Here is a 23,847-nt window from a genome sequence, read left to right on the forward strand (position 1 = left end):
GAAAGGCTCAGCCTTTCTGGCGGATCTTCTCGACGATGGCGGTGGTGGAGCTGTTCTCCACCAGGCCGAGCACCCGTACCTCGCCGCCGTAAGCCTTGACGATCTGCGCGCCGACCACCTGCTCGACGCCGTAATCGCCGCCCTTGACCAGCACGTCCGGACGCACCTGCTCGAGCAGGCGCTCGGGAGTGTCTTCGGCGAAGCTCACCACCCAGTCCACCGCGCCGAGCCCGGCGAGTACCGCCATGCGCCGGTCCACCGAGTTGATCGGCCGGCCAACGCCCTTCAGGCGAGTGACCGAGGCGTCGTCGTTGACCCCGACGATCAGGCGGTCGCCCTGGGCGCGCGCCTGTTCGAGGTAGGTCACGTGGCCGGCGTGAAGGATGTCGAAGCAGCCATTGGTGAAGACGATCTTCTCGCCGTGGGCGCGGGCGTCTTCGATTGCCAGCAGCAGTTGCTCCAGGCCCAGCACGCCACGCTCGGAACCCTGCTCGCGCTGCACCGCGCGACGCAGTTCGGGCGCGCTGATCGCCGCGGTACCCAGCTTGCCGACCACGATGCCGGCGGCCAGGTTGGCCAGGCCCACCGCGGACGGCAGCTCCTCGCCGGCGGCAAGCGCCGCGGCCAGGGTGGAGATGACCGTATCGCCAGCACCGGTGACGTCGAACACTTCCCGCGCCCGCGCCGGCAGGTGCAGGGCCGGCTGGCCATGGCGGAGCAGGGTCATGCCATGCTCGCCGCGGGTCACCAGCAAGGCGCCGAGGTCGAGTTCGCTCATCAGCTCCTGGCCCTTGGCGACCAGTTCGGCTTCGTCGGCGCAACGGCCGACGATGGTCTCGAATTCGGACAGGTTCGGGGTGATCAGGCTGGCGCCGCGATAGATGGCGAAGTCCTTGCCCTTGGGATCGGCCAGTACCGGAATGTTGCGCGCCCGCGCCGCCTGGATCAGCACCTGGTGGTTCTGTAGCGCGCCCTTGCCGTAGTCGGACAGCACCAGCACCTTGACCTTGGCCAGCAGCGACTCGACGTCCACGGCCAGGGCCGCCGCGTCGGTGCGGAACGGTTCCTCGAAGTCGACCCGCAGCAGTTGCTGGTGACGACTCATGACCCGCAGCTTGACGATGGTCGGCTGGCTATCGATGCGCTGGAAGCGCGCGTCCACTCCAGCGGCCTTGAGGCTGTTGGCCAGGCTGTCGGCGGCCTCGTCGCGGCCGGTGACGCCGACCAGCAAGGCCTGTGCGCCCAGCGCGGCGATGTTCAGCGCGACGTTGGCGGCGCCGCCGGGGCGGTCCTCGTGCTGTTCGACGCGGACCACCGGCACCGGGGCCTCCGGCGAAATGCGCGAAGTCGCGCCATGCCAGTAGCGGTCAAGCATCACATCACCGACCACCAACACCGGGGCCTGGTCGAAACGGGGCATGGACAACTTCATGGGAACTCCAAACAACCTCTCGGGGCAGACGCCCAGTTTATCAGCCGACAGGCGCCGGCGCCTGCTCATCCAGTCCCATCGCGTGCAGCCGCGCATAGTGGCCGTTCTGCGCCAGCAGCTCGGCGTGGCTGCCGCGCTCGACGATCTGCCCCTGGTCCATCACCAGGATCAGGTCGGCCTTCTCGATGGTCGACAGGCGGTGGGCGATCACCAGGGTGGTGCGCCCTTTCATCACTTCGTCCAGCGCCGCCTGAATATGCCGCTCCGACTCGGTGTCCAGCGCCGAGGTCGCCTCGTCGAGGATCAGCAGGGGCGCGTCCTTGAGCAGCGCCCGGGCGATCGCCAGACGCTGGCGCTGGCCGCCGGAAAGCAGCACGCCATTCTCGCCGACCTCGGTGTCGAAGCCTTGCGGCAGGTTGTCGATGAATTCCTTGGCGTTGGCAGCCTTCGCCGCCCGCTCGATTTCCTCGCGCGGCGCGCCAGCCAGGTCGCCGTAGGCGATGTTGTTGGCCACGCTGTCGTTGAACAGCGTGACCTGCTGGGTCACCAGGGCGATGTGGCGGCGCAGGTTACGCAGGCGATAATCCTCGACCTCAACGCCATCAAGCATGATCTTGCCGTCATTGTGCTGATAAAAGCGCGGAACCAGGTTGGCCAGGGTCGACTTGCCGCTACCGGAACGGCCGACCAGGGCGATCATCTGCCCGGGTTCGGCGACGAAACTGATGTCATCCAGCACCTGCTTGTCGGTTCCGGGATAACGGAAGCTCAGGTTGCGCACTTCCAGGCGCCCGCTGACCCGCTCCTTCTCGACGCTCCCCTGGTCTTCCTCCGCCGCTTCGTCGAGCTGCTCGAAGATGCTCTCGGCGCCGGCGACGCCGCGCTGGACCGTGGAACTGACCTCGGAAAGCTGGCGGATCGGTTTGGGCAAAAGGCCCGCCGCGGTGATATAGGCCACCAGGTCGCCGGCCGAGGCGTCCCCGCGCAGCCACAGCACGAGGAACATCAGTATCGCCATGGCGACGTAGATCACCAATTGCAGCATCGGCGTGTAGACCGCGCCGGTCTTGGTCATCCGCAACTGCTTGTCGGTATTGCTCTGGCTGGCGTCGTGGAAGCGCTTCTCTTCATAGGCTTCGCCGCCGAAGCTGCGCACCACCCGGTAGCCCTGGATAGTTTCCGAGGCGACGTGGGTGACGTCGCCCATGGCCACCTGGATCTTCTTGCTCTGCTTGCGGAACTTGCGGCTGGCAGTAGTCACCATCACCGCGATGACCGGCAGGATCGCCAGCATCACCAGGGTCAGCTTCCAGTTCATCCACAGCAGGTAGAGGAACAGGAAGACCACGGTCAGGCCCTCACGGATCACCACCTTGATGGCATCCGTGGCTGCTCCGGTGACCATGGTCACGTTGAAGGTGATGCGCGAGATCAGGTGGCCGGAGCTGTGCGTGTCGAAATAGCGGTTCGGCAGCACCAGCAGCTTGTTGAACAGGGCGACCCGCAGGTCATGCACCAGCCCCAGGGAAACCTTGGCCAGGAAGAAGTTGCCGAGGAACGAGCCCAGCCCCTGCCAGGCAGCGATCAGGATGATCAGCAACGGCACCGCGTAGACCAGGTGCAGGTCGCGCAACCAGGGCCACTGCACATTCGGAAACAATGCCGCGTCAGGATTGGAGAGGCCGTCGACGAAATACTTGAGGATGCCCGCCAGCATCGGCTGGGTCGACGCGAAGATCAGGAAACCGACGATGCTGAGTAGGAACATTCCGATGTAGGGCTTCACGTAGCCCAACAGGCGGAAATAGATCTTGAGACTGGAAGGTCCGGGATTCTGAGGACTATCGCTCATGGTTTCTTACATGCTGAAAAGGTCCCGGAGTGTAGCACAGGACCTCCATCACTCTGCCTGGAAGGCGTGTTGGGGTAAGATGGCGGGCCGTTCGTTCAGGAGCTCGCATGCGAGTCATAGACTACCCCTCCTACTTGCAGTTGCGTGACAACGCAGAAGTGCTGGAAGCCGATGGTCATGGGGACAAGGTACTGCGTCTGCGCGACGGGTCCTTCCTCAAGCTGTTTCGCCGCAAGCGCCTGATTTCCTCCGCAGCCCTGTTCCCCTATGCGGAGCGCTTCGCCCGCAATGCCAGCGAACTGGCGCGGCGCGGCATCGTCTGCCCGAAGGTGCTGGACGTACTGCGGATCCCACATATCCAGCGCGACGCGGTGCACTACGAGCCGCTACCGGGGCAGACCCTCCGCCAACTCGACCGCAACGACCCGGAGTGCGGCGATACAGTCCGGACGCAACTGGGCGAGCTGATCGCCGCGCTGCACGCCAAGGGGGTGTACTTCCGCTCGCTGCACCTGGGCAACGTGGTGCGCACGCCGGAAGGCCGGATGGGCCTGATCGACATCGCCGACCTGCGGGTCCAGCGCTCGGCGCTCAGCGCCGCCCAACGCATTCGCAACTTCAAGCACCTGCTGCGCTACGAACAGGATCGAACCTGGTTCCTCGACGACAGCGAGCACCTGGTGCTCAAGGCCTATCTCCGCAGCAGCCAGGTCCACTGGACACTCGAGCAGCTCCTCAAGCAACTGCAACTGGATTGAGCAAGGAATGTTCGCAGCTACCCGACTGACCCGTCTTCGCCACGATACCAGCCGCATCCTCAGCCACTGGATCCTGCCGCTGGGCTGGCTGGCCCTGCTCACCGGAATGTTCTGGGTCGGCGACCGCTCCGACTATCACCGGCTTTTCTACATCCTGCTTGCAGCCCCGACGCTGCTTTTCGTGATTATCCAGCCGCAACTGTTACGTCCACTGACCCGCTCGCCGCTGCTCATCGCCATTCTGGCCTTCAGCGCTTACATGATGCTCAGCCTGCTCTGGTCAACGCCGGAAAACTCGGCGGGTTCGCTGTTCAAACGGCCGCTGTACATCGTTCTACTGCTCTTCTGTGTGGGGATACTGGCGCTACAGGCACCCGAACGCCTACGCAACATTACTTGGCTGGCGGCACTGGGAGCAGTTTTCGCCGCCGCGGTCACGGTGGTCCACTACCACCTCCAGACACATCCTGCATGGATGCGCTTGTCCGGATACGGGGCTCTCTACAACCCACTGCTGAGTGCCCATGTATATGGCGCATTCACTGTGGTCTGGCTGGTTTACTGGATGCAATCACGCCATCTTCTTGCGCCACTGCCGCTGCTGTCCTTGGCGATACTATGCTGCCTGTTGCTGTCGACCGGCTCACGCACCCCATTGATCGCAATCACCGCCTGCCTGGGCTGGCTGTTGATCGCCGGCAATCAGAAAAAGACCCTGATCGTCATAGGGTTGGCAGCGCTGGGCATGATCGTGGCTTATATCTTCAATCCAGAGCTGCTCACCCAGCGTGGCGTCTCCTTCCGCCCGGAAATCTGGAGCGAATCCCTGCGCCAGATCGGCGAGCACCCCTGGCTTGGCCATGGCTACGATCACCCGATGCGGATCAAGCTGGCCAACGGCATGCTGCTGGCCGATCCGCACAACATCGAGTTGGGCGTGCTGTTCGCCGGCGGGATCGTCGGCCTGCTGCTATGGTCTGCGATCTACGCCCTGGCCTTCATCTTCGCCTGGAAGAACCGTCGCGACCCCATGGTGCTGCTGGCGTCTACCTGGCTGGTCTTCGGACTGGCTTCCGGCCTCACGGAAGGCAACGCGTTCATGTCCCGCCCCAAGGAGCACTGGTTTCTGATCTGGATTCCATTGGCCCTGCTGTACGCCCTGTGGGTGCAGAAAAGCGCCCGCGACAAAAACGAAACCGCCTCCTGAGGAGGCGGTCCGGGTTCATCCGAGCTAGGAGAAAAACAACCGCGCAATGCCGCGGAAGGTCTTCTCGTTCCAGTACTTCAGCGGCAAGCCGGAGAGCAGCTCCCGGGCCAGCACCTTGTCCCGGTTCGAGCACTTGAGAAACATCGAATTGCGGAAGCGCATGATCACCTGCTCGTAATCGGGGTGATCGCTGAACTGGCTGTACGTCTTGAATACGTTGTCCACCATGAAACGGGCGTTCTTGTACGTATTGGTGGGATGCTTGCGGTACTGGGCGAGGACCTCGCCAAGAATGTCGATGACGTAGCCAGCCTTGGTCACCGCCAGTTCGATATAGACATCTTCCAGGCGTATGTCCGGATCGAAACCGCCGACCTTCTCCAGGGCTTCCCGCCGGAACATCAAGGTGGGCGCCATCGGGCCCGGCTTGCGGTCCAGGAACAGGTCATCGAAGTCGAGGCGGCGGAAAGGCAGGTCGCGTTTGCGCTGCTCCTTACCCGGCATGACCCGGCCATTGGAGTCGATGATCTCGATATTGCCCGCGCAGATACCTACCTCGGGCTTGTCCCACATGTGTGCCACCTGTTTCTCCAGGCGTTGCGGCAACATGATGTCGTCCGACCCGAAGGGCACGATGAGATTTCCCCGGGCCCTGGCGATCGCCTCGTTGAGCGTTTTCGACAGTCCCTGGTTCTGCTGGACCCTGAGGTCGAAGCCGTACTTCGCCTGGAGCCCGTGCAAAAGCTCGACGCTGCCATCGCTGGAACCATCGTCCACCACCAGCAGTTCCACGTTGCGGTACGTCTGCGCAGCCACGCTGGCGATGCTCGCTTCTATGTACTTTTCATGGTTATAGGAAGCGATGATCACGGAAACCAATGGCTGCGAACCATCATCGACGAGCGTCATAACTACAACCTTACCTGTCCTTCACGTCCCCATTCAAAGCGCCAGACATGCATGAGCGATCCTGCGATCTTCATCGGTCCTACACCTCCCCCCAGCCCGGAAAAACAAGCTGAACAATAGCAAACACGCCTGAAGCCCCAGCTCTTTTCGGCTGCTACTCTCAGGTAAAGATACGTCGCCAGGTCTTCTCCAGCCATCCGGGACGCTCCGGCTCGCGCAACGCGGGCCGCATGGCCTCGACGATACTCTGACCGACAGCGGCGAAGCTGAATCGTTCGATGGCCAGCGCCTGGCCGCTTCGCGCGATCCGCTCGGCGAGGGCCGTGTCGAGGCGCAGGATCGCGAGCTTTTCCTGGATGTCCGCCACCGAGCGATACAGCACGATATTCTCCATGTCCCGGAAACCCAAGGCCTCGTTTTCCCGCTCGCCCTGGTCGTAGGCCAGCAGTACGCAACCGCAGGCCATCGCCTCGAAATTCTTGATCATGTATTCGCCCATGCCGACATCCGCGCTGACGAAGAAACGGATGCGGTTGAGCGTGCGCAGGTACTCCTCGCCGGACTTGGTCTTGGTCACCAGCAGGTTCTCCACTCCGCCCAACTCGTCGAGCAGCGCCTTGCGTCCACTGTAGGCCACGCTGCCGGTACTGCCGACGAAGCCCAGCTCGATATCGCGCGCCAGGCCCAGGTCATGCAACAGGGTCTGGTCGTAGCCCTTGGGCACGAATACCGCGTCGAATCCCTCCTGGCGCAGGCGTTCGCTGACCGTATGGCCCGAACTGATCACCCGTGCCCAGGGCAGGCGCCGGTAATGGGCGCTGAACTTGCCGGTGTACTTGCAGGGAATGTAGTTCTGGTAGGCATCGTGCTCGAGGATCACCAGGTTGGGCACGCTGCGGATGAAGCGGACCTGGCGCATTTCCTTCTTGAAGCGGAGGAAGAACAGGATGCGGTCGTAGCGCGAGACATCCACGTGCTTGCGGAAGTAGCCGCGCAGGTCGGCCTGCTCCTCGCTGCTCAGCCAGCGGGTATCGCACTCGCAATGGGCGGCGATGCCGTCGTACAGGCGATCCAGGATCGCTCGCTGCTCTTTCTGGACCAGAAACAGAACTTTCATCAGACCTTCATCCTCGCGGCTGCTCCGAAGCAGCATGGCGGCTCGAACCTTGCCGAACGCTCGACCCAAGCATCACGCCTCCCCATCCAGCGACTCCACCCAGAACAACTCGTGCCGACGCACCGCCTTGCGCATGAACTCGTCCTCGCCGTATGCCGGCCAGCGACGACCGGCGAGCCAGCCCTGCAGACGGCGGCGCAGACGGCGCTTGAACGGCGGCCTGGGTTGCAGGTCGTGCATCATGCCCAAGGCCATGGCCTTGTCCACCTGGCGCGTGCGCTCCAGCGCCAGCGTCCATGGCAGCAACGGCGAGCATTCTTCGGTCAACGGCGGCAGGCTGACCCCCATGTGCGCATCGCCCATCGGCCAGCGATCGTTGTCGTGCAGGTGATTGGCATAGTGCAACAATGCCTGCGGCTGCCAGTCCAGACCCTGGAGCGCCTCGCGCACGGCCTCCTGGGCGCGGACATGGTCCGGGTGCGGATCGAAATGCGGATGAGGCAGGACGATGACCTCGGGACGTGCCAGCAGGATCAGCTCGCGGAGATCGGCCAGCAGATTGTTCCAGGTCGACAGGCCGTCGGTATCGCTGGCCAGGCGCAGACGGTTGAACTGGCGGAACGGACGGATATCGGCGAGATCGGCCTCACGGGACGGTACCACCTCGCCCGGGTTCGCCTGCATGGCAGGCAATTGCAGGCAGAAATAACCCAGTTGCACGCAGCGCTCGGCCGGCACCCCACCCCACGCCGGCACGGCCTGGCTATCCCAGGCGCGCAGGCGGCCCTTCAGGCGCGCCGCAGCTATTCCGTCGAGGCCCATGCGGCGGTAATGCTCGGTTTCGATCTCGCCGGCGGTCAGGGTCACGATCCAGGCCTCGCGTGCCTGGCTGTAGAGGCCGAAGGCGGCCAGCTCGGCGTCGTCGGCATGCGGAGCGATGACCATCACCCGCCGCTCACGGTAATCGGGATGGCGCGCACGCCACAGGGTCGGTTCGCCGACCAACCGGCAATGCCGGCCGCGCAGGCGAATCCGGCCCTCGCCCAGCGGCCCGGCCAGTCCCGTCAGGTTCAGGTAGCGCAAGCCGTTCACCCCACGTTCGAAAGCCTGGGCATCGGCCTCCGCGCCACCTTCCAGCAGTACCGAGGGTTCGAGGAAACGCCCCAGCCAGCCAGCGCGCACGCCGATGCCAAGCACCAGCGTATCGCCTTCGCGCAGCTCGCCGTCGACTCGCAGACGGCCATCCGCCAGGCGTACCGGCAGCGACTCGACCCCTTCCGCGAAACGGTAGCGGTAGTCCTCGCCCGGCGAATAGAACAGGTGATCGGCGAACCAGGCTTCGTGGGCGACCCACAGGGCCACGAGGAGGATCGGCAACAACCAGGGACTGACCAGCAGACCGACGGCCAGCAATGCCAGCAGCGCAACCAGTAGGCCGATCCGCTTGTTGCGTCGATGACGCTTGAGCAACTGCTGCTTGCGTGCGCTCATGCTTCAGACCTGGAAGACCGGAGAAGGATGGCACCAGCGATCCTTGTATTCGCGGTCGGCGCGACCGAACGAATAGCGCAGGGGTTTGCCCAGCGCTCGCGCATCCTCCCAGGCGGCCTGGGTGTTCAGGTAACTGAGCACGCTGCCAGGGCTGAACTCGCGGGTCTGCGGATCGACGCCGCCGTTGATGTACTCGACGCTGAGCCAGCCCGGCGCTTCGGCGCGATACAGTACCTGGACCGCGATGGGCTGGTCGTTGAGCAGCAGGACCGAGCCGCGCAGCAATTCGCGCAGCCGCTCGAAGACCTCGGCCATGCGCTCCGCGCCGGTGGCCGGGAAACCCCAGCGACGCTGGAACAGTTCAAGATAGATGGCGGCGAACTCGGCCGGGGCGAAGCTGTCTGCCTGGCGCACCTGGCCACCGGCCTCCTCCACCAGGCGCACTTCGCGCCGCTGGTTGTAGCGGAACTTCTTGGAGAAATCCTCGGGGGCGCGAGCGAAAGCCAGTTGCTCGGCCTGCGGGCGCAGCGTGACGATGTTCCGCTCATGCAGCACCGACAGGTAGCGTCCCCCATGGCGGAGGGCGATGCGGGCATCGCCGGCCACCGGCAGGATCAGTTCGGCGTTGCCCAGGTCGTACAGGCCCTTCTTGCCGCGCCGCTTGAGCACGTCCTTGGACAACGCCAGGTGGCGGCCCCAGGTCGGGATCGCCGCAACCAGTTCGCCAGCGCTCTCCCAACCCAGGTAACGCACCGGGATTCCAGCCATTTCGGCGAGCTGCTCGACCACCAGCGGGTGGGTCGCGACGCTGCCGCCGAAACGCTGCCAGGCCTGGGCGTAGGTCGGCGCGTCCACTTCGCGCCAACCGCGTTCGCGGAAGGCGCGCAACCTGTTCAGCATGCAGACTCCGAAGCGAAGCCGGCAATCGTCGGCAGGCGCCAGAATTCGCGACGCACCGCAGCGTCGGAGAAGCGTGTCTCCAGGCGCTCGAGCATGAGCCGCGCACAGGCCTCGCGCTGGCGGCGGTCGAGCGCCGCCAGGTGGGTCAGACCCTCGGCCAGGGCCGTCTCGTCGCCCAGCGGGAAGAGGATGCCGATCCCCTCCACCACTTCGCGGGCGCCGCCACAGGCGGTGGCGATCAGCGGTACGCCGGCGACCATGGCCTCCAGCAGGACCATGCCGAACGGCTCGTGGTCGGAACTCAGGGCGAAGGCGTCGAACGCCTTGAAGTAGCGCCGTGCCTCTTCGACCTGGCCGAGGAACAGCACGCGCTCGCCGATGCCCAGTTCGCAGGCCAGGTCCTTGAGCTGCTCTTCCAGGCGGCCGCTGCCGAGGATCGCCAGCAGGCTGTTCTGTGGCAGGCGCGGCAGCGCGGCGGCGAAGCCGCGCAGCAGGGTAGCCTGGTCCTTGTCCGGATGCAGGCGGCCAACGTTGCCGACCACCCAGGCCTCGTCGGGCAGGCGCAGTTGCCGGCGCGCACTCAGGCGCTCGACCTGCTCGGCCTGCAGCGCAGCGACGTCGATGCGGTTGTAGAGCGTCTCGATCCGCTCCGCCGGCCACTTCGGCAGGCAACGGCGGATATCGTCGCGCACCGCGTCGGACACCGCCAGCAGGCTCAGGCGCTTGCTCATCAGGCCGGCGAAGACCTTGCGCGACAACCGCTGGTAATCGCCGAAGGCGTGGTGCACGCCAACGATCGGCAGACGAGTGGCCAGGCTGGCGATCCAGATCGGCTTGAAGCGGTGCGCGATGCAGAAGCGGAAGTCGCGCGAACGGGCGATCTCGCGCAAGTCGCGGATCGCCTTCAGCTTGAGGCCACGGATGTCCCTGGAGCCGTACTCGAGGAACAGTACCTCGTCGGAGGCGCAACGCGCCGCCACCTCAGGATCGGAACGCCCGGTGAGGAACACCGTGGTGACCTTGTACGGGGTTCCGGCGAACAGGCTGGCGTACTGACGGGCACAGTCGAGGAAAGGCCCGTCGTAGCCGTGACAGAACTGCAGGACGCGAGGTTCAGCCGACCGAGTCATACCAGTCCACGCCCTCCTTCACGACCAGGATGTCCTCCATGATCAGGTACTGCAGATCGGAGCCGAAGAACATGTTCAGGGCGTCGGTCGGCGAGCAGATCATCGGTTCGCCACGACGATTGAGCGAAGTGTTCAGGGCCACGCCGTTGCCGGTGAGGTTCTCCAGTTCCTTCATCAGGTCGTAGTAGCGCGGGTTGTACTCGCGCTTCAGCACCTGGGCGCGGGAGGTGCCGTCCTCGTGCACCACTTCCGGCACTCGCTCCTTCCACTCTTCGTTGACTTCGAAGGTGAAGGTCATGAACGGGGCCGGGTGGTCGATCTTGAACATCTGCGGGCCGACGGTATCCAGCATCGACGGGCAGAAGGGTCGCCAGCGCTCGCGGAACTTGATCTGCGCATTGATCCGGTCGGCCACGCCCGGCACGCTCGGGCAGCCGAGAATGGAGCGGCCACCGAGGGCACGCGGACCGAACTCCATGCGTCCCTGGAACCAGGCCACCGGGTTGCCGTCGGCAAGGATCCTGCCGATACGCCGGCTGCGGTTGTCGATCTTCTGCCACTGCGGCCTGGCCTCGTGACGGGCGCAGGCGGCGATGACGTCCTCGTTGGAATACTCCGGGCCGAGGTAGACGTGCTCCATCTTCTCCACCGGCACGCCGCGCTGGTGCGACACGTAGGCCGCCGCGCCGACCGCGGTGCCGGCATCGCTGGCCGCCGGCTGGACGAACAGCTCCTTCACTTCGGGGCGCGAGATGATCTTCTGGTTGAGCTTGACGTTCAGCGCGCAGCCGCCGGCGAAAGCGACCTTGCCGGTCTCGCGGATGATATCGCCGAGGTAGTAGTCCATCATCTCCAGCGCGAGCTTCTCGAACAGCGCCTGGATGCTCGCGGCGTAATGGATGTAGGGATCGTCGGCGATATCGCCTTCGCGCTTGGGCCCCAGCCACTCGATCAGCTTGGGCGAGAAGTAGTAGCCCTTGCCTTTCTCCTTGTAGCGGCGGAAGCCGATGACGTTGGCATAGTCGGTGTTGATCACCAGTTCGCCGTTCTCGAACTTGGCGAGACGGGAGAAATCGTACTTGCTGGCGTCACCGTAGGGCGCCATGCCCATGACCTTGAACTCGCCGTCGAGCATGTCGAAGCCGAGGTACTCGGTGATCGCGCCGTACAGGCCGCCCAGCGAATCCGGATCGTAGAACTCCTTGATCTTGTGGATCCGACCGTTCTCGCCCCAGCCGAAGAAAGTGGTGGCGTACTCGCCCTTGCCGTCGATGCCGAGGATCGCGGTCTTTTCCTTGAACCCCGAGCAATGGTAGGCGCTGGAGGCATGGGCAAGGTGGTGCTCGACCGGCTGGATCTTGATTTTCTTCAGGTCGAAGCCGAGTTGCTGCAGGCACCACTCGATGCGCTTGTAGTAACGCTTGTAGCGGCGGTTGCCGAGCAGGATCGCATCCAGCGCGCGATCCGGCGCGTAGGCGTAGCGCTTGGCGTAGTGCCAGCGGGCCTTTTCCATGATGCTGATGGGAGCGAAGGGAATCGCCACCACGTCGACATCGGCCGGCTCGATCCCTGCCTGCTCCAGGCAGAACTTCGCCGATTCGTAGGGCATGCGGTTCTTCGCGTGCTTGTCACGCACGAAGCGCTCTTCCTCGACGGCCGCGACCAGCTTGCCGTCGATGTACAGGGCGGCGGACGGGTCATGGCTTACGGCGCCAGACAGGCCTAGGACGGTCAATGCCACGGTAGAACCTCTTCAAAGCAGCTCGCGGTTGCGGAGTGGGACCGACAACCGCGGCTTTCGTTTAACTCGTCGACCGCCGCAGGCGGTGGTCGTCGCTTGTCGTTCAAGCCCCGGCGGCGTCGCCGAGGCGGGGAATCCGTTGCTCCAGCAGCCGGTAGAGGCCGCTGTCCTGCGGCCAGTTGCGCAGGAAGCGCGCGCGGTCGCGGGCGTAGGCGCGGGCAAAGGACGCCTGGCTGTGATGCTTGCGCATCGCGTCCAGGTCGATCAGCGCCCATTCGCCGCCTTGTTCATGGGCCTGCCAGAACAGGTTGTGTCCCTTCAGGTCGCCGTGGCTGATGCGTTCGCGGATCAGCGTCGAAAACAGCCGATCCAGTGCCGCCAACTCGGCTTCCGGTGGCGAAACGGCGCCATCGGGCATGTCCAGGCAAGGCTTAAAACGAGCGATTATATCCTGACCGCCGAGATAATCGGTAATCAGGTAGGCGCGCCCGCGCAGCCAGCACCAGCGCCGCTCCAGCATCGCCAGCGGACGGGCGGTGGCGATGCCGAGGAATTCCAGGCGGTTGCCTTCGCGCCAGGAGGCCCAGGCCCGGCTCGGCCGCCAGAAGCGCTTCAGCCAATGGACCCAGCCCTTGATGTTGTAGCGCTTGATGATCAGCGTGCGGCCGTTCGCTTCGACCCGGGCGACGGTGGCCGCGCCGCCGTCCTTGTAGACGTGGCCGGCGGCGATCAGGCGGTCCGCGTCCGCCAGCAGGGGCGCCATCGTCTCGGCCTCGCTGCGGCGGGCGGCGAACAGGCGGAACGGACCGCGCACGACGCTGAACAGGCTACAGTCGCGACCGACCTTCCTCAGCAGGTCGCGTACCCGCCAGCGGCGAACCTTGGCGATTTCCTTCTGCAAGGCTTCCAGCGGCAGCGCATGCTCGCCGTTGGCCAGCAGGTAGTGCACCAGCAACTCCTCCAGGAAAGGATCGAGGAGCGCCGGCAACTGGGCGAAGAACACCCCGAGGTTTTCCAGCACTTTCTGTCGCGACAGCGGCTGGCCGGGAGTTTCCGCACGCACGCCGCCACCGTCGATGAGATACAGGCGGCCGGCGTGGCGCAACAGGTTGTCCAGATGCAAGTCGTCCTGCCAGAGGCCCTTTGCATGCAGCTCGCCAATGGCCGCCAGGGCTTCGCCGAGCACCGCTTGCTGGGCATCGCCCAGCGGCGCCTGAGCCTCCACCGCACGCCAGGCGTCACCGAGGCTCTGCGCCGCGTCGAGGTAGTCGAACAGCAGCCAGCCGCCCTCGCCCTCCTGCAGCCCGTCGGCCAGCAGCGCCGGGGTGGTCAGCCCCTGGGCCGCGAGCAGACGCGCCCCTTCCAGTTCGCGCTGGAAATGCCGTGCGGCCTTGCCGCCCACCAGCAGCTTGGCCAGCACCTTGCGCCCACGCCATTCGCCGGCACCGACGTAGCGCTGCCCGGGCAGCACCCGCAGCAGACTGTCCAGGCGCAGTTCGGCAGCGCCGGCGCCATCCGCCAGGGTCACCCGCAATGGCAGTTGCGGGTGGCGCCCGGCGGCTTGCAGTTCGGCCAGTCTCATCGGCGCGACTCCTTGCGCCGACGGCGCTGGTCGAGAAGGCGATACCACTGCTCGACCTCGGCCGAGTCGAGGGGTTCGTCGACATAGGCAGAGATGAATTCGTGCACGTCCGCTTCGCTCCAGTCCGGGGCACGGCGCAGCATCGGCTCCAGGTCCTTGACCTGGTCGCGGCGGCCGAACCAGATCGGGCGGGTCTTCTCCAGGTCGATCAGGCAGGCCTCGAAGACACCATCGGCCCCCTCGCGGAGGAATACATGCTTGGGATAGAAGCAACCATGCATCTGTCCGGCCGCGTGCAGCTGGCGCGCCAGCCTGCCAACCGCCCGGAGAATCGCCCGGCGCCGCTCTTCGGCCAGGTCGTGCCAGGACGCCAGCCAGGTGTCCAGGTCCTGCCAACCGTCCAGGGCACGGGTCAGGAGGATCGCCTGGCGCTCTCCGCCGACCGCCTGCTGGGCGAAGAACGCCGCCTGCAGGGCGGGAATGCCCAGCGCCCGGTAGCGCTCGATGTTGCGGAACTCGCGGGCGAAGGTCGGCTCGCCCAGCGGATGGCGCAGGCTGCGGGTCAGGTGGTTGCTCTGGCGCTTCAGGTAGTAGGCGGAGTCGCCCAGGTCGAGGCGGTAGACGCTGCTCCAGCCACCCCGTTCGGTATTCGGTTCGTCCACAGCGTCCAGCTGCAAGGCCCACAGGGCGTCGAAGCTGTCCAGACGGTTGCGCTGGAGCAGGTCGTGGTCCTGCGCGGCGATGAAAACGCTCATTCGCGCCCCTCGAAGAAAGCCACCACCTGGCGAATACGCTTCTTGTCGGATTCGTTCAGGTGCCGGCGACGGCGATATTGCAGGTAGAAGCGCAGGCGCTGGGTGCGCGACAGGTGGTACTTGGCCACCTTGTCCAGGCAGGCCAGGTCCTTGGTGATCCGGTAGCGCAGCATGAAGCTCCACCAGAACGCGCCGTTCGGGCAGTCGATGAAATACACCAGCGGCTGGCCGTCCACCAGCAGGTTGCGCCACTTCAGGTCGTTGTGGGTGAAATGCTGGTCGTGCATCAGGCGCGTAGCCTTGGCGATCTGCCGGCTGACGCCGTCCACCCAGCGCGGGTCCTTCAGGCGCGGATCCCGGTTGCAGGCGAGCACCGACAAGTCCTCGGTGCCCGGCAGCTCGCGGGTGATCATGGCGCCGCGCTGGAAGGCGCCGGCCTTGCGCTCCAGCCCCCAGGCGACCACTTCGGCGGTGGGAATGCCCCACTTCTCGAAGCGCTTGAGGTTCTGCCACTCAGCCTTGATCCGCGGTCGCGCCAGGTAGCGGCGCAGGCCCTTGCCGGCGCTGCGGTAGCGCTTGACGTAGTAACGCACGCCGTCGCGCTCGATGCGGATGACTTCGGACAACGGGTCGCGGGTCAGCCGTTCGCCCTCCAGGGCGAACACGCTATCGAGGCTACCGAAATCGGCGGCCAGGTGACGGTAATCGGGTTCGAGGGTCCACCCCGCCATCAGAGCAGGTCTCCGTAACGCTGCTTGCGTTCGTAGAGTTTTTCCGCCTTGCGTTCCATCCAGGCCAGCAGGCCGGCCTCGTCGCGCAGTATCTCGCGCAACGGCCGGCGGAAATAGGTGCGCAGGAAGCGTAGCTTGTCGCGACGCGTCAGTCCGATGTCCAGCGCAGAGAAATACAATGCCGCCAGATCCTTGTTACGCCAGCGTTTCGGCGTGGCGTCGCGGGTCTGGGCACGGTGCAGGTCGATCACCGAGAGGCGGAAATCGTCCGCGCTCACCGGCTTGTCGGTGTGCAACAGGAAATGACAGATGTAGCAGTCGCGATGGTTGACTCCGGCACGGTGCATGTCGCCGACCATCCGCGCCACCGCCTCGACCAGCGCGCGCTTGAGCCGCGGCGGTGGAGGACGTTCGCGCCAGTCCTGGGAGAACACCTCGAGGTCCACGGTCGGCGCCAGTTCCTCGGTGACGATGAAGGAATGCTGCCGCGCCGGATCGCTGCCGCGCTCGCCGTAGGCGACCGCGGTCATGGTCGCTACGCCGGCCTCGTGCAGGCGCCGGATGGCCTGCCACTCCTGGCGCGCGCCGAGCACCGGGAGCTTGGCGGTGAGCAGGTTCTTGGCGATCTCGCCCCAGCCGATGCCACGGTGGATCTTGACGAAGTAGCCGCGCCCGTCGACCTCGGTGCGCAGGGTGCGGCGCCCCTCCAGTTCGCGGTAGACCTTGCCTTGCAGCGCCTCCACCGCCTCGAACGGGTCGCGCCCGCTCCACAGGCGCTTGAACGGCTCTTCCAGCACCAGCCTCATGAGGCCTCCCCGAGGATCAGGTCGGCGGCGCGCTGCGGCATGCTGTAGAGGTCGGCGTGATCGGCGTAGGCCAGGCCATTGCGCGACCAGGCGGCGCGCGCCGGAGCGTCCTCCAGCATTTCCGCGAGCAGGCGGTTGAGACTGTCCTGCTCGAACGGACTCGGCAGCACCCGCCCGGCGTCGGCCTCGGCGATGTAGTGGGCATAGCCGCAGACATCGGTCACCAACACCGGCAGGCCGGAGACCAGCGCCTCCAGCAGCACCGTACCGGTGTTCTCGTTGTAGGCCGGGTGGATCAGCAGGTCGGCGCCGAGCAGGAAGCGCGGGATATCGCTGCGACCCTTGAGGATCTGTACCTGGTCGTTGAGACCGAGGGCGGCGATCTGTAGCAGGAACGGCTTGGGATCGTCCTGGCCGATGGCGATCAGCCGGGTACGCCTGCGCAACGCCTTGGGCAGCGCGGCCAGCGCCTTCAGGCTGCGATCCAGGCCCTTGGTCTTGAAGCCGGAGCCAATCTGCACCAGCAGCAGGTCGTCCTCCTCCAGGCCGAACTCGCGGCGGAATTCCGCACGCACGTCCGCGGCGTTGGCCGGCGCCCGGCGATCCTGGCTGATCCCCGGCGGCAGCAGATGGAAACGCTCGGCCTGGGTGCCGTAGTGCTTGACGAAGAGCGGCTGCTGCACCTCGGAGATCATCAGGATCTCGGTCTTCGAGGCCGGGTCGAACACTGCCCGTTCGTAGCCGGCGAAGTGGCGGTAGCGGCCCCACTGGCGGTACAGCGGGTTGCGCAAGGTCTGGGCCTTTTCCTCGAAACAGGCGTCGGCGGCGTAGTAGACATCCAGTCCGGGCATCTTGTTGAAGCCGATCACCCGCTGCACCGGGCGCCTGGCCAGGTCGGCGCGGACCCACGCGGTGAACTTCTCGTTGCGCCGGTGGTTGAAGATCGAGCGCACCGGGGCCACCAGCACTTCGAAGCCGTCCGGCACGTCGCCCTCCCAGATCAGCGTATAGACGCGGATGTCGTGCCCGCGCCGCTGGCATTCCAGGGCGATGCGCATGAAGTCACGCTGCAAGCCGCCGAAGGGGAAGTATTTGTAGAGGATGAACGCCAGGGTCATCAGAGGGTCTCCGGGGCCAGCAGCATGGCCTCCAGCTGGGTGGCCACGCGCTGGGGATTCAGCCGGGTGAAGCACAGCGGCTGCTCACGCTTGAGATCGAACAGTTTGCGGTCCTCTTCGGTCGGCTGGTAGGTACAGGTCTTCTTCAGGCACGGCGCACAGGGGAAGTCGCTGCCCAGGTGGACCTGGGAGCGCCCGTAGGCGCCGGTGAAGCCAGGATTGGTCGGGCCGAACAGCGACAGCGTCGGCACGTCCAGTGCCGCCGCCAGGTGACCGAGGCCGGTATCCACCGCCACGCAGGCGCGCGCGCCGGCAAGCACCTTGGCCATGCCGGCCAGGGATAATCTGGGGAGTACCGCGGCATTTTCCAACCCCGCCGCCAGGCGCCCGGCCCGCTCCCGCTCGGCGGCGCTGCCCCAGGGCAGGCGCACCGACCAGCCGCGCTCGCACATGCGCTCGGCCAGTTCGCGCCAGTAGGCTTCCGGCCAATGCTTGGTGACCCAGGTAGTACCGTGCAGGAACACCAGGTACGGCGCTCCAGGGTCGGCGTCGGCCAACTGCTCGCGGTCCAGGCCATAGTCACCGACCGACTCGGGCAACGGGTAGTCCAGCGCCTGGGCGAACAACTGGCGCGTACGCTCCACCGCATGCTGTCCCCAGGCGACCGGATAGGCACGGCGATAGAAGCGGCTGGCGAGCGGCTCGCGCGCCGAATCGCGATCGAGACCGGCGACCGGCGTCTTGCCCACGTAGCGGGTCAGCCAGGCACTCTTCAGCAGCCCCTGGGCGTCGATCACCAGGTCATAGTCGACTTCCTTCAGGCGCTGTTTGAAGCGCCGCCATTCGCCGTTGCGCAGGGTCTGCCAGAGATTCTTGCGCCAGCGCCGGATCGCCACCGGGATCACCCGCGCCACCGCCGGATGCCAGGCGGGAATCTCGGCGAAACCTTCCTCCACCACCCAGTCGAACTGGATGCCGGGAATCGCCCGGGCGGCGTCGGTAAGCGCCGGCAGGGTGTGGATCACGTCGCCGAGGGACGAGGTCTTGACCAGCAGTACCCTCATCCGGCGACCTCGGCAGGGTCGCCGACCAGCCGCTCCAGGGCTTGCAATACCAGACCAGGCGGCAGCTCGCGGAGGCAATTGTAGTGGCCGAAGCGACAGGTGCGCTCGAAGCACGGGCTGCACTCGAGACCGAGGCGGACGATCTCCACCCGGTCCGCCAGCGGCGGGGTGAACTGCGGCGAGGTGGAGCCATAGACGCCCACCAGCGGGCGATCCAGCGCGGCCGCCACGTGCATCAGGCCGGAATCGTTGGACACCACCGCGCCAGCGCAGGACATCAGGTCGATGGCCTCGGCCAGCGAAGTCTCCCCGGCAAGATTGAAGGACTCCTCGCGCAACCCCGGAATCAGGCGCTGGCGAATCTCCTCTCCACCGGGATGGTCGTTCTTCGAGCCGAACAGCCAGACCTGCCAGCCGGCACGGATCTTCGCCTCGGCAACCGCGGCGTAGTGTTCCGCCGGCCAGCGCTTGGCCTCGCCGAACTCGGCGCCGGGACAGAGCGCCAGCACCGGGCGGTCCAGGCTCAGGGCGAACTTGTCGAGCGCCGCCTGGCGGCTGCCGTCGTCGATCCGCAGGCGCGGCTGCGGATAGGGCTTCGGCAACTCCACGCCCGGCTCGAAGGCCAGGGCCATGAAGCGTTCGATCATCAGCGGATAGCGCTGCTTGTCGAGCTTGCGGATGTCATTGAGCAGCCCGTAGCGCATCTCGCCGCGCCAGCCGGTGCGCTTCGGTATTCCGGCGAACCAGGGCACCAGCGCCGACTTCAGCGAGTTGGGCAGCAGGATCGCCTGCTCGTACTGACCGCGCAGGCCGCGTCCGATCCGGCGCCGGGTGGCGACGTCCATCACCCCGTGGCCGAGCGGGAAGCTCAGGGCCTGGCGCACCTCGGGCATGCGCTCGAGGATCGGTCGGCTCCACTCGGGCGCCAGCACGTCGATCACGCACTCGGGATGCCGCTGGCGCAGACACTGGAACAGGGTCTGCGCCATCACCATATCCCCCACCCAGGAGGGACCTACGATCAGAATTCTCATTCAGGCTCCGGAAATGATCAGGGAGGCTTTCGCCTCCCTGTCACACCCTTCTTCGGTGCTTACTTGACCAGGGTACGCCACTCGGCGTGGGCCTCGGTCTTGCCGCTGACCAGGTCGAAATAGGCTTTCTGCAGCTTTTCGGTGACCGGGCCACGGCGGCCGGCGCCGATCTTGCGACCGTCCACTTCGCGGATCGGCGTGACTTCCGCGGCAGTGCCGGTGAAGAAGGCCTCGTCGGCGATGTACACCTCGTCGCGGGTGATGCGCTTCTCGACCAGTTTAAAACCGTGTTCGGCGGCCAGGGTCAGGATAGTGTTACGAGTGATGCCGTTCAGGCAGGCGGTGACTTCCGGGGTGTAGATCACGCCATCCTTGATGATGAAGATGTTCTCGCCGGAGCCTTCGGCCACATAGCCTTCCGGATCGAGCATCATGGCCTCGTCGGCGCCGCCGGAGATCGCTTCCTGGAGGGCCAGCATCGAGTTGATGTAGGCGCCGTTGGACTTGGCGCGGGTCATCGAGATGTTGACGTGGTGGCGGGTGAAGGAACTGGTGCGCACCTTGATGCCTTGCTGCAGGGCTTCCTCGCCCATGTAGGCGCCCCAGCTCCAGGCGGCGATGATCACATGGACCTTCAGGCCGCTGGCGCGCAGGCCCATGCCTTCGCTTCCGTAGAACACCATCGGGCGGATATAGGCGCTTTCCAGGTTGTTCTCGCGCACGGCGGCGCGGGTCGCCTCGTTGATCTCGTCGCGGCTGTACGGGATCTGCATGTTCATGATGTGCGCGGAGTCGAACAGCCGGTCAGTGTGCGCCTGCAGGCGGAAGATCGCCGTGCCCTGCGGGGTGTCGTAGGCGCGCACGCCCTCGAACACGCCCATTCCATAGTGCAGGGTATGGGTCAGCACGTGCGTGGTCGCGTCGCGCCACTGCACCAGTTCACCGTCATACCAGATCACGCCATCACGATCGGCCATCGACATAGTTGCCAGCTCCTTCAGATATTCGTTACGTACTTGCGTTACGTGCCTGAGTGGATCAGCCGAGCCGCAGCTCGCGCCAGATCCTGATCACTTCTCGCCGCTCCGTCTGGAAGTGCTCGCCGCTCACGACCCCGGCCTCCTTCTGTAGTGCCAGGCGGTGTGCGGCTGCGCGATAGGCCTTGTAGGCCTCCTGCAGGAGACGGACGTCCTCGCTGGCGATCAGGCCAGCCCGTTCCAGTCCTTCCAGAATGCGGATGTTATCGGTGAATTCGAGCAGCGCCGGGTGTTCTCCGGACCAAGCTAGAACCGCATATTGCACCATAAATTCGATATCGACGATACCACCGGCATCGTGCTTGAGATCGAAGGCTGCCGTGGCCTCGAAGGCATTCGAGGCGGTGCCGGCGGCGGTCGCGCGGGTTCCCAGGTTGTCGCGCATCTTGGCGCGCATTTCGCTGACTTCGGTGCGCAACGCGTCGAGATCGCGCGGCCTCGCCAGCACCTCGGCACGTACCGCCTCGAAGCTCGCCTGCACCCGCCGGCAACCGGCCAGCACCCGGGCGCGGACCAACGCCTGGTGCTCCCAGGTCCAGGCCTCCTGCTCCTGGTAGCGCTGGAAGGCGCCCAGCGAACTCACCAGCAGGCCGGCCGCGCCGCTCGGACGCAGGCGCATGTCGACCTCGTAGAGGGTGCCGGATGGCGTCTGCGCGGTGAGGAAATGGATGATCTTCTGCCCCAGGCGGGTAAAGAACTGCGCGCCATCGATGGATTTGCCGCCATCGGTCTCGCAGTGGGGGTCGCCGTCATGGATGAACACCAGGTCGAGGTCCGAGCCATGACCGAACTCCAGCCCGCCGACCTTGCCGTAGCCGACGATGACGAAGTCCGGATCGCACGGCGTGCCGTCGGCGCGCAACGGCCGGCCGTGACGCTGCACCAACTGCCGCCAGGCCAGTTCGAGGACCTCGACGAGGATCGCCTCGGCCAGCCAGGTCAGGTAGTCGCTGACCTTCATCAACGGCAGCGTGCCGGCGATCTCCGAGGCCGCCACCCGCAGCCCGTGGGCCAGCTTGAAGTGACGAAGGGTCTCCATCTGCTGCTCGAGGTCGTCCTCGGGAATCCGCATCAGCCGTTCGCGCAGCTCGGCGGCCAGCTCGGCGGCCTGTGGAGGACGGAACAGGCGCCCCTCGTTGAGCAGTTCGTCGAGCAGGATCGGGAACCGCGCGATCTGCTCGGCAACCATCGGGCTGGCCGCGCAGAGGGTCAGCAGGCGCTCCAGTGCGCCGGGGTTCTCGGTCAGCAACACCAGGTAGGCGGAACGCCGCGCCACCGCTTCCACCAGCGGCAGAACCCGCTCCAGCACCAGGTCCGGCTGGGGGTTTTCCACGGTCATCGCCAGCAGGCGCGGAACGAAGGCATCCAGGCGTTCCCGGCCGAGACGCTGCATCGCTCGTACCTGGGGACCGTGGCGCAGATCGCTGAGACGCTTCCAGGCCGCCTCGGCATCGACGAAGCCGGCGTCGGCCAGTTGCCGACTGGCCGACTCCTCGTCCAGCGCCTCCTCCCACAGCGGGATCCACTCGGCGCCGACGCTGCCGCAGGCCGCCTCGCCGCTTTCGTCCTCGTCCGGGTCGGCGATCACCTGGCGGAAGTGCCAGTCGATGCGCGCCCGCCAGTGGCTCAGGCGCTCGTGGAATGCGGCCCAACTGGCGAAGCCCATGATGAAGGCCACGCGGATGCGGTCGTATTCGTCGCTGGGCAGCATTTGCGTCTGCCGGTCGGCCAGCGCCTGGATGGCATGCTCGGCGTAGCGCAGGAACTCGTAGCCGCCGCGCAGCTCCTCGACCACCGCCGGCGGCAGGTAGCCCTGCCCCTCCAGGGTCGCCAGCACCTTCAGCAGCGGCCGTTGCTGCAAGCTCAGGTCGCGCCCGCCATGGATCAGCTGGAAGGCCTGGGCGATGAACTCCACCTCGCGGATACCGCCTTCGCCCAGCTTGATGTTTTCCGACATACCCTTGCGCCGGACCTCCTGCTGGATCAGCTGCTTCATGGTGCGCAGCGCCTCGATGGCGGAGAAGTCCAGGTAGCGCCGATAGACGAACGGCCGCAGCATGCCGAGCAGTTGCTCGCCTGCCTGCTGGTCGCCGCCGACCACCCGCGCCTTGATCATCGCGTAGCGCTCCCAGTCGCGCCCCTGGTCCTGGTAGTACTGCTCCAGCGCGGCGAAGCTGTAGACCAGCGGTCCGCTGGAGCCGTAGGGACGCAGGCGCATGTCGACGCGGAAGACGAAGCCGTCGACGGTGATCGCATCCAGCGCCTTGATCAGCTTCTGCCCCAGGCGGGTGAAGAACTCCTGGTTGTCCAGCGAACGCTTCGCCCCCTCGGTCTCGCCGCCCTCCGGGTAACCGAAGATCAGGTCGATGTCCGACGACAGGTTGAGCTCCACCGCGCCCAGCTTGCCCATGCCGAGGACCACCATCCGCTGCGGTTCGCCGGAGCGCCGGCCGATCGGCGTGCCGAACTGCTCGCACTGGCGCCGATGGAGCCACTCGCAAGCCAGGTCGATGCAGGCGTCGGCCAGGCCCGACAGGTCGCGACAGGTTTCCGCCAGCGCGGCGCGGCGGGTCAGGTCGCGCCAGATGATGCGCAGTTGCTGGCGTGTGCGGAAACGTCGCAGGCGCCGACCGAGTTCGTCCTCGTCGGCGCAATCCTCCAGCCGCGCCTGCAACTGGCTGCGCAATTCGCCGGGCGCGTGGGGGTTCTCCAGCTCGCCGCGTTCGGCCAGATCCAGCAGCATCGCCGGGTCGCGCACTGCCTGCTCGGCGACGAAATCGCTGGCCGCAGCGACCCGTCGGAAATCCTCCAGGCGCTCCTCGGGCCAGGCCTCCAGGCGGGCCAGGGCGGCGGCATCGAGGGCGGCGACAGCGGAGCGGAGGGCAGTCCCGGCGCGTTCGGCGGCGGGCAGCAGGGTGGCCGGCAGATTCGCCAGCGAAGGCAGGCTCATGGTCTATCCTGTTTGGGCTTCCGACCGAAGACCACAGGCTCGACGCACAACGTCGAAAAGGCTCTACATCGGGCCTTATAGCCTGACAGCAACAATCGAAATGTAGTTTTACTACTAAAAATTGTATCCAGAGGGCTGTTTCTCAGACTGATCTGTAGTAAAACTACAAGTCGCCGGGTACACCCCCGGAGAACATCCAAGAATTAGCTGCGGTCGCCCACGAGGCCGGCCGC

19 protein-coding genes are annotated in these 23,847 nt (G+C 65.8%); 2 read left to right on the forward strand and 17 right to left on the reverse strand.

Translation table 11 applies throughout. From position 1 onward, the window contains the following. Positions 1-7 precede the first annotated feature (7 nt). Both hldE and msbA read right to left on the reverse strand, forming a co-directional pair. Positions 8-1,432, reverse strand: a complete 1,425-nt coding sequence (gene hldE / locus HMPREF2581_RS14925; protein WP_003141741.1) for a bifunctional D-glycero-beta-D-manno-heptose-7-phosphate kinase/D-glycero-beta-D-manno-heptose 1-phosphate adenylyltransferase HldE — start codon at positions 1,430-1,432, stop codon at positions 8-10. A gap of 40 nt (positions 1,433-1,472) precedes the next feature. Then, positions 1,473-3,284 carry a lipid A export permease/ATP-binding protein MsbA gene (msbA, locus tag HMPREF2581_RS14930; protein ID WP_003095749.1) on the reverse strand — a complete coding sequence of 604 codons (1,812 nt, stop codon included), beginning with the start codon at positions 3,282-3,284 and terminating at the stop codon, positions 1,473-1,475. Positions 3,285-3,391: 107 nt separating this feature from the next. Here msbA and HMPREF2581_RS14935 point away from each other — a divergent pair, with 107 nt between their 5' ends. Together HMPREF2581_RS14935 and HMPREF2581_RS14940 are read left to right on the forward strand one after the other, a co-directional pair. Next, positions 3,392-4,042 (forward strand): BUD32 family EKC/KEOPS complex subunit, encoded by a 651-nt coding sequence (locus tag HMPREF2581_RS14935; protein WP_003109893.1) that lies wholly within the window; start codon positions 3,392-3,394, stop codon positions 4,040-4,042. 7 nt (positions 4,043-4,049) lie between these two features. Continuing rightward, a complete protein-coding gene (locus HMPREF2581_RS14940) occupies positions 4,050-5,249 on the forward strand; it encodes an O-antigen ligase family protein (protein WP_003141743.1) in 1,200 nt (399 codons plus the stop codon). A 24-nt stretch (positions 5,250-5,273) separates the two neighbouring features. Here the strand turns inward: HMPREF2581_RS14940 and wapR are convergent, their stop codons facing one another. From wapR to glnE, 15 genes are all read right to left on the reverse strand, one after another. After that, positions 5,274-6,158, reverse strand: coding sequence for an alpha-1,3-rhamnosyltransferase (gene wapR, locus HMPREF2581_RS14945; RefSeq protein ID WP_003141745.1), 885 nt, complete (start codon positions 6,156-6,158; stop codon positions 5,274-5,276). 160 nt (positions 6,159-6,318) lie between these two features. Next, positions 6,319-7,275 (reverse strand): glycosyltransferase family protein, encoded by a 957-nt coding sequence (locus HMPREF2581_RS14950; protein WP_003114548.1) that lies wholly within the window; start codon positions 7,273-7,275, stop codon positions 6,319-6,321. Between the two features lie 72 nt (positions 7,276-7,347). After that, entirely contained in the window at positions 7,348-8,766 is a 1,419-nt protein-coding gene (locus tag HMPREF2581_RS14955) for a PIG-L deacetylase family protein (RefSeq protein WP_003141746.1), read from the reverse strand. 3 nt (positions 8,767-8,769) lie between these two features. Then, entirely contained in the window at positions 8,770-9,666 is an 897-nt protein-coding gene (locus HMPREF2581_RS14960; protein ID WP_003141748.1) for an antimicrobial resistance protein Mig-14, read from the reverse strand. Further along, positions 9,660-10,796 (reverse strand): glycosyltransferase, encoded by a 1,137-nt coding sequence (locus HMPREF2581_RS14965; protein ID WP_003141751.1) that lies wholly within the window; start codon positions 10,794-10,796, stop codon positions 9,660-9,662. The genes HMPREF2581_RS14960 and HMPREF2581_RS14965 overlap by 7 nt, the downstream gene beginning before the upstream one ends. After that, a complete protein-coding gene (locus HMPREF2581_RS14970; protein WP_003095766.1) occupies positions 10,780-12,537 on the reverse strand; it encodes a carbamoyltransferase family protein in 1,758 nt (585 codons plus the stop codon). Before HMPREF2581_RS14970 ends, HMPREF2581_RS14965 begins: the two co-directional genes overlap by 17 nt. Before the next feature lie 103 nt (positions 12,538-12,640). After that, positions 12,641-14,119 (reverse strand): lipopolysaccharide kinase InaA family protein, encoded by a 1,479-nt coding sequence (locus HMPREF2581_RS14975; RefSeq protein WP_003116149.1) that lies wholly within the window; start codon positions 14,117-14,119, stop codon positions 12,641-12,643. Continuing rightward, a complete protein-coding gene (locus HMPREF2581_RS14980) occupies positions 14,116-14,874 on the reverse strand; it encodes a lipopolysaccharide kinase InaA family protein (RefSeq protein ID WP_003095770.1) in 759 nt (252 codons plus the stop codon). The genes HMPREF2581_RS14975 and HMPREF2581_RS14980 overlap by 4 nt, the downstream gene beginning before the upstream one ends. After that, the gene (locus tag HMPREF2581_RS14985; protein WP_003109902.1) at positions 14,871-15,605 is read right to left on the reverse strand and encodes a lipopolysaccharide kinase InaA family protein; all 735 of its coding nucleotides are present in this window, start codon (positions 15,603-15,605) and stop codon (positions 14,871-14,873) included. The genes HMPREF2581_RS14980 and HMPREF2581_RS14985 overlap by 4 nt, the downstream gene beginning before the upstream one ends. Continuing rightward, a complete protein-coding gene (rfaP, locus tag HMPREF2581_RS14990; protein WP_003095775.1) occupies positions 15,605-16,411 on the reverse strand; it encodes a lipopolysaccharide core heptose(I) kinase RfaP in 807 nt (268 codons plus the stop codon). The genes HMPREF2581_RS14985 and rfaP overlap by 1 nt, the downstream gene beginning before the upstream one ends. Continuing rightward, complete coding sequence (locus HMPREF2581_RS14995; RefSeq protein WP_003135667.1) at positions 16,408-17,529, reverse strand: glycosyltransferase family 4 protein; 1,122 nt, start codon at positions 17,527-17,529, stop codon at positions 16,408-16,410. The genes rfaP and HMPREF2581_RS14995 overlap by 4 nt, the downstream gene beginning before the upstream one ends. Further along, positions 17,529-18,593, reverse strand: coding sequence for a lipopolysaccharide heptosyltransferase I (gene waaC, locus HMPREF2581_RS15000; protein WP_003141754.1), 1,065 nt, complete (start codon positions 18,591-18,593; stop codon positions 17,529-17,531). The genes HMPREF2581_RS14995 and waaC overlap by 1 nt, the downstream gene beginning before the upstream one ends. Further along, the gene (waaF, locus tag HMPREF2581_RS15005) at positions 18,590-19,627 is read right to left on the reverse strand and encodes a lipopolysaccharide heptosyltransferase II (protein ID WP_003109905.1); all 1,038 of its coding nucleotides are present in this window, start codon (positions 19,625-19,627) and stop codon (positions 18,590-18,592) included. The genes waaC and waaF overlap by 4 nt, the downstream gene beginning before the upstream one ends. Before the next feature lie 59 nt (positions 19,628-19,686). After that, positions 19,687-20,610, reverse strand: a complete 924-nt coding sequence (ilvE, locus tag HMPREF2581_RS15010) for a branched-chain-amino-acid transaminase (protein WP_003095783.1) — start codon at positions 20,608-20,610, stop codon at positions 19,687-19,689. 55 nt (positions 20,611-20,665) lie between these two features. Continuing rightward, the gene (gene glnE, locus HMPREF2581_RS15015) at positions 20,666-23,614 is read right to left on the reverse strand and encodes a bifunctional [glutamate--ammonia ligase]-adenylyl-L-tyrosine phosphorylase/[glutamate--ammonia-ligase] adenylyltransferase (protein WP_003141757.1); all 2,949 of its coding nucleotides are present in this window, start codon (positions 23,612-23,614) and stop codon (positions 20,666-20,668) included. Positions 23,615-23,847 lie beyond the last annotated feature (233 nt).

The sequence above is a fragment of the Pseudomonas sp. HMSC057H01 genome (assembly GCF_001836405.1).
GTDB classification, from domain to species: Bacteria; Pseudomonadota; Gammaproteobacteria; order Pseudomonadales; family Pseudomonadaceae; genus Pseudomonas; species Pseudomonas aeruginosa.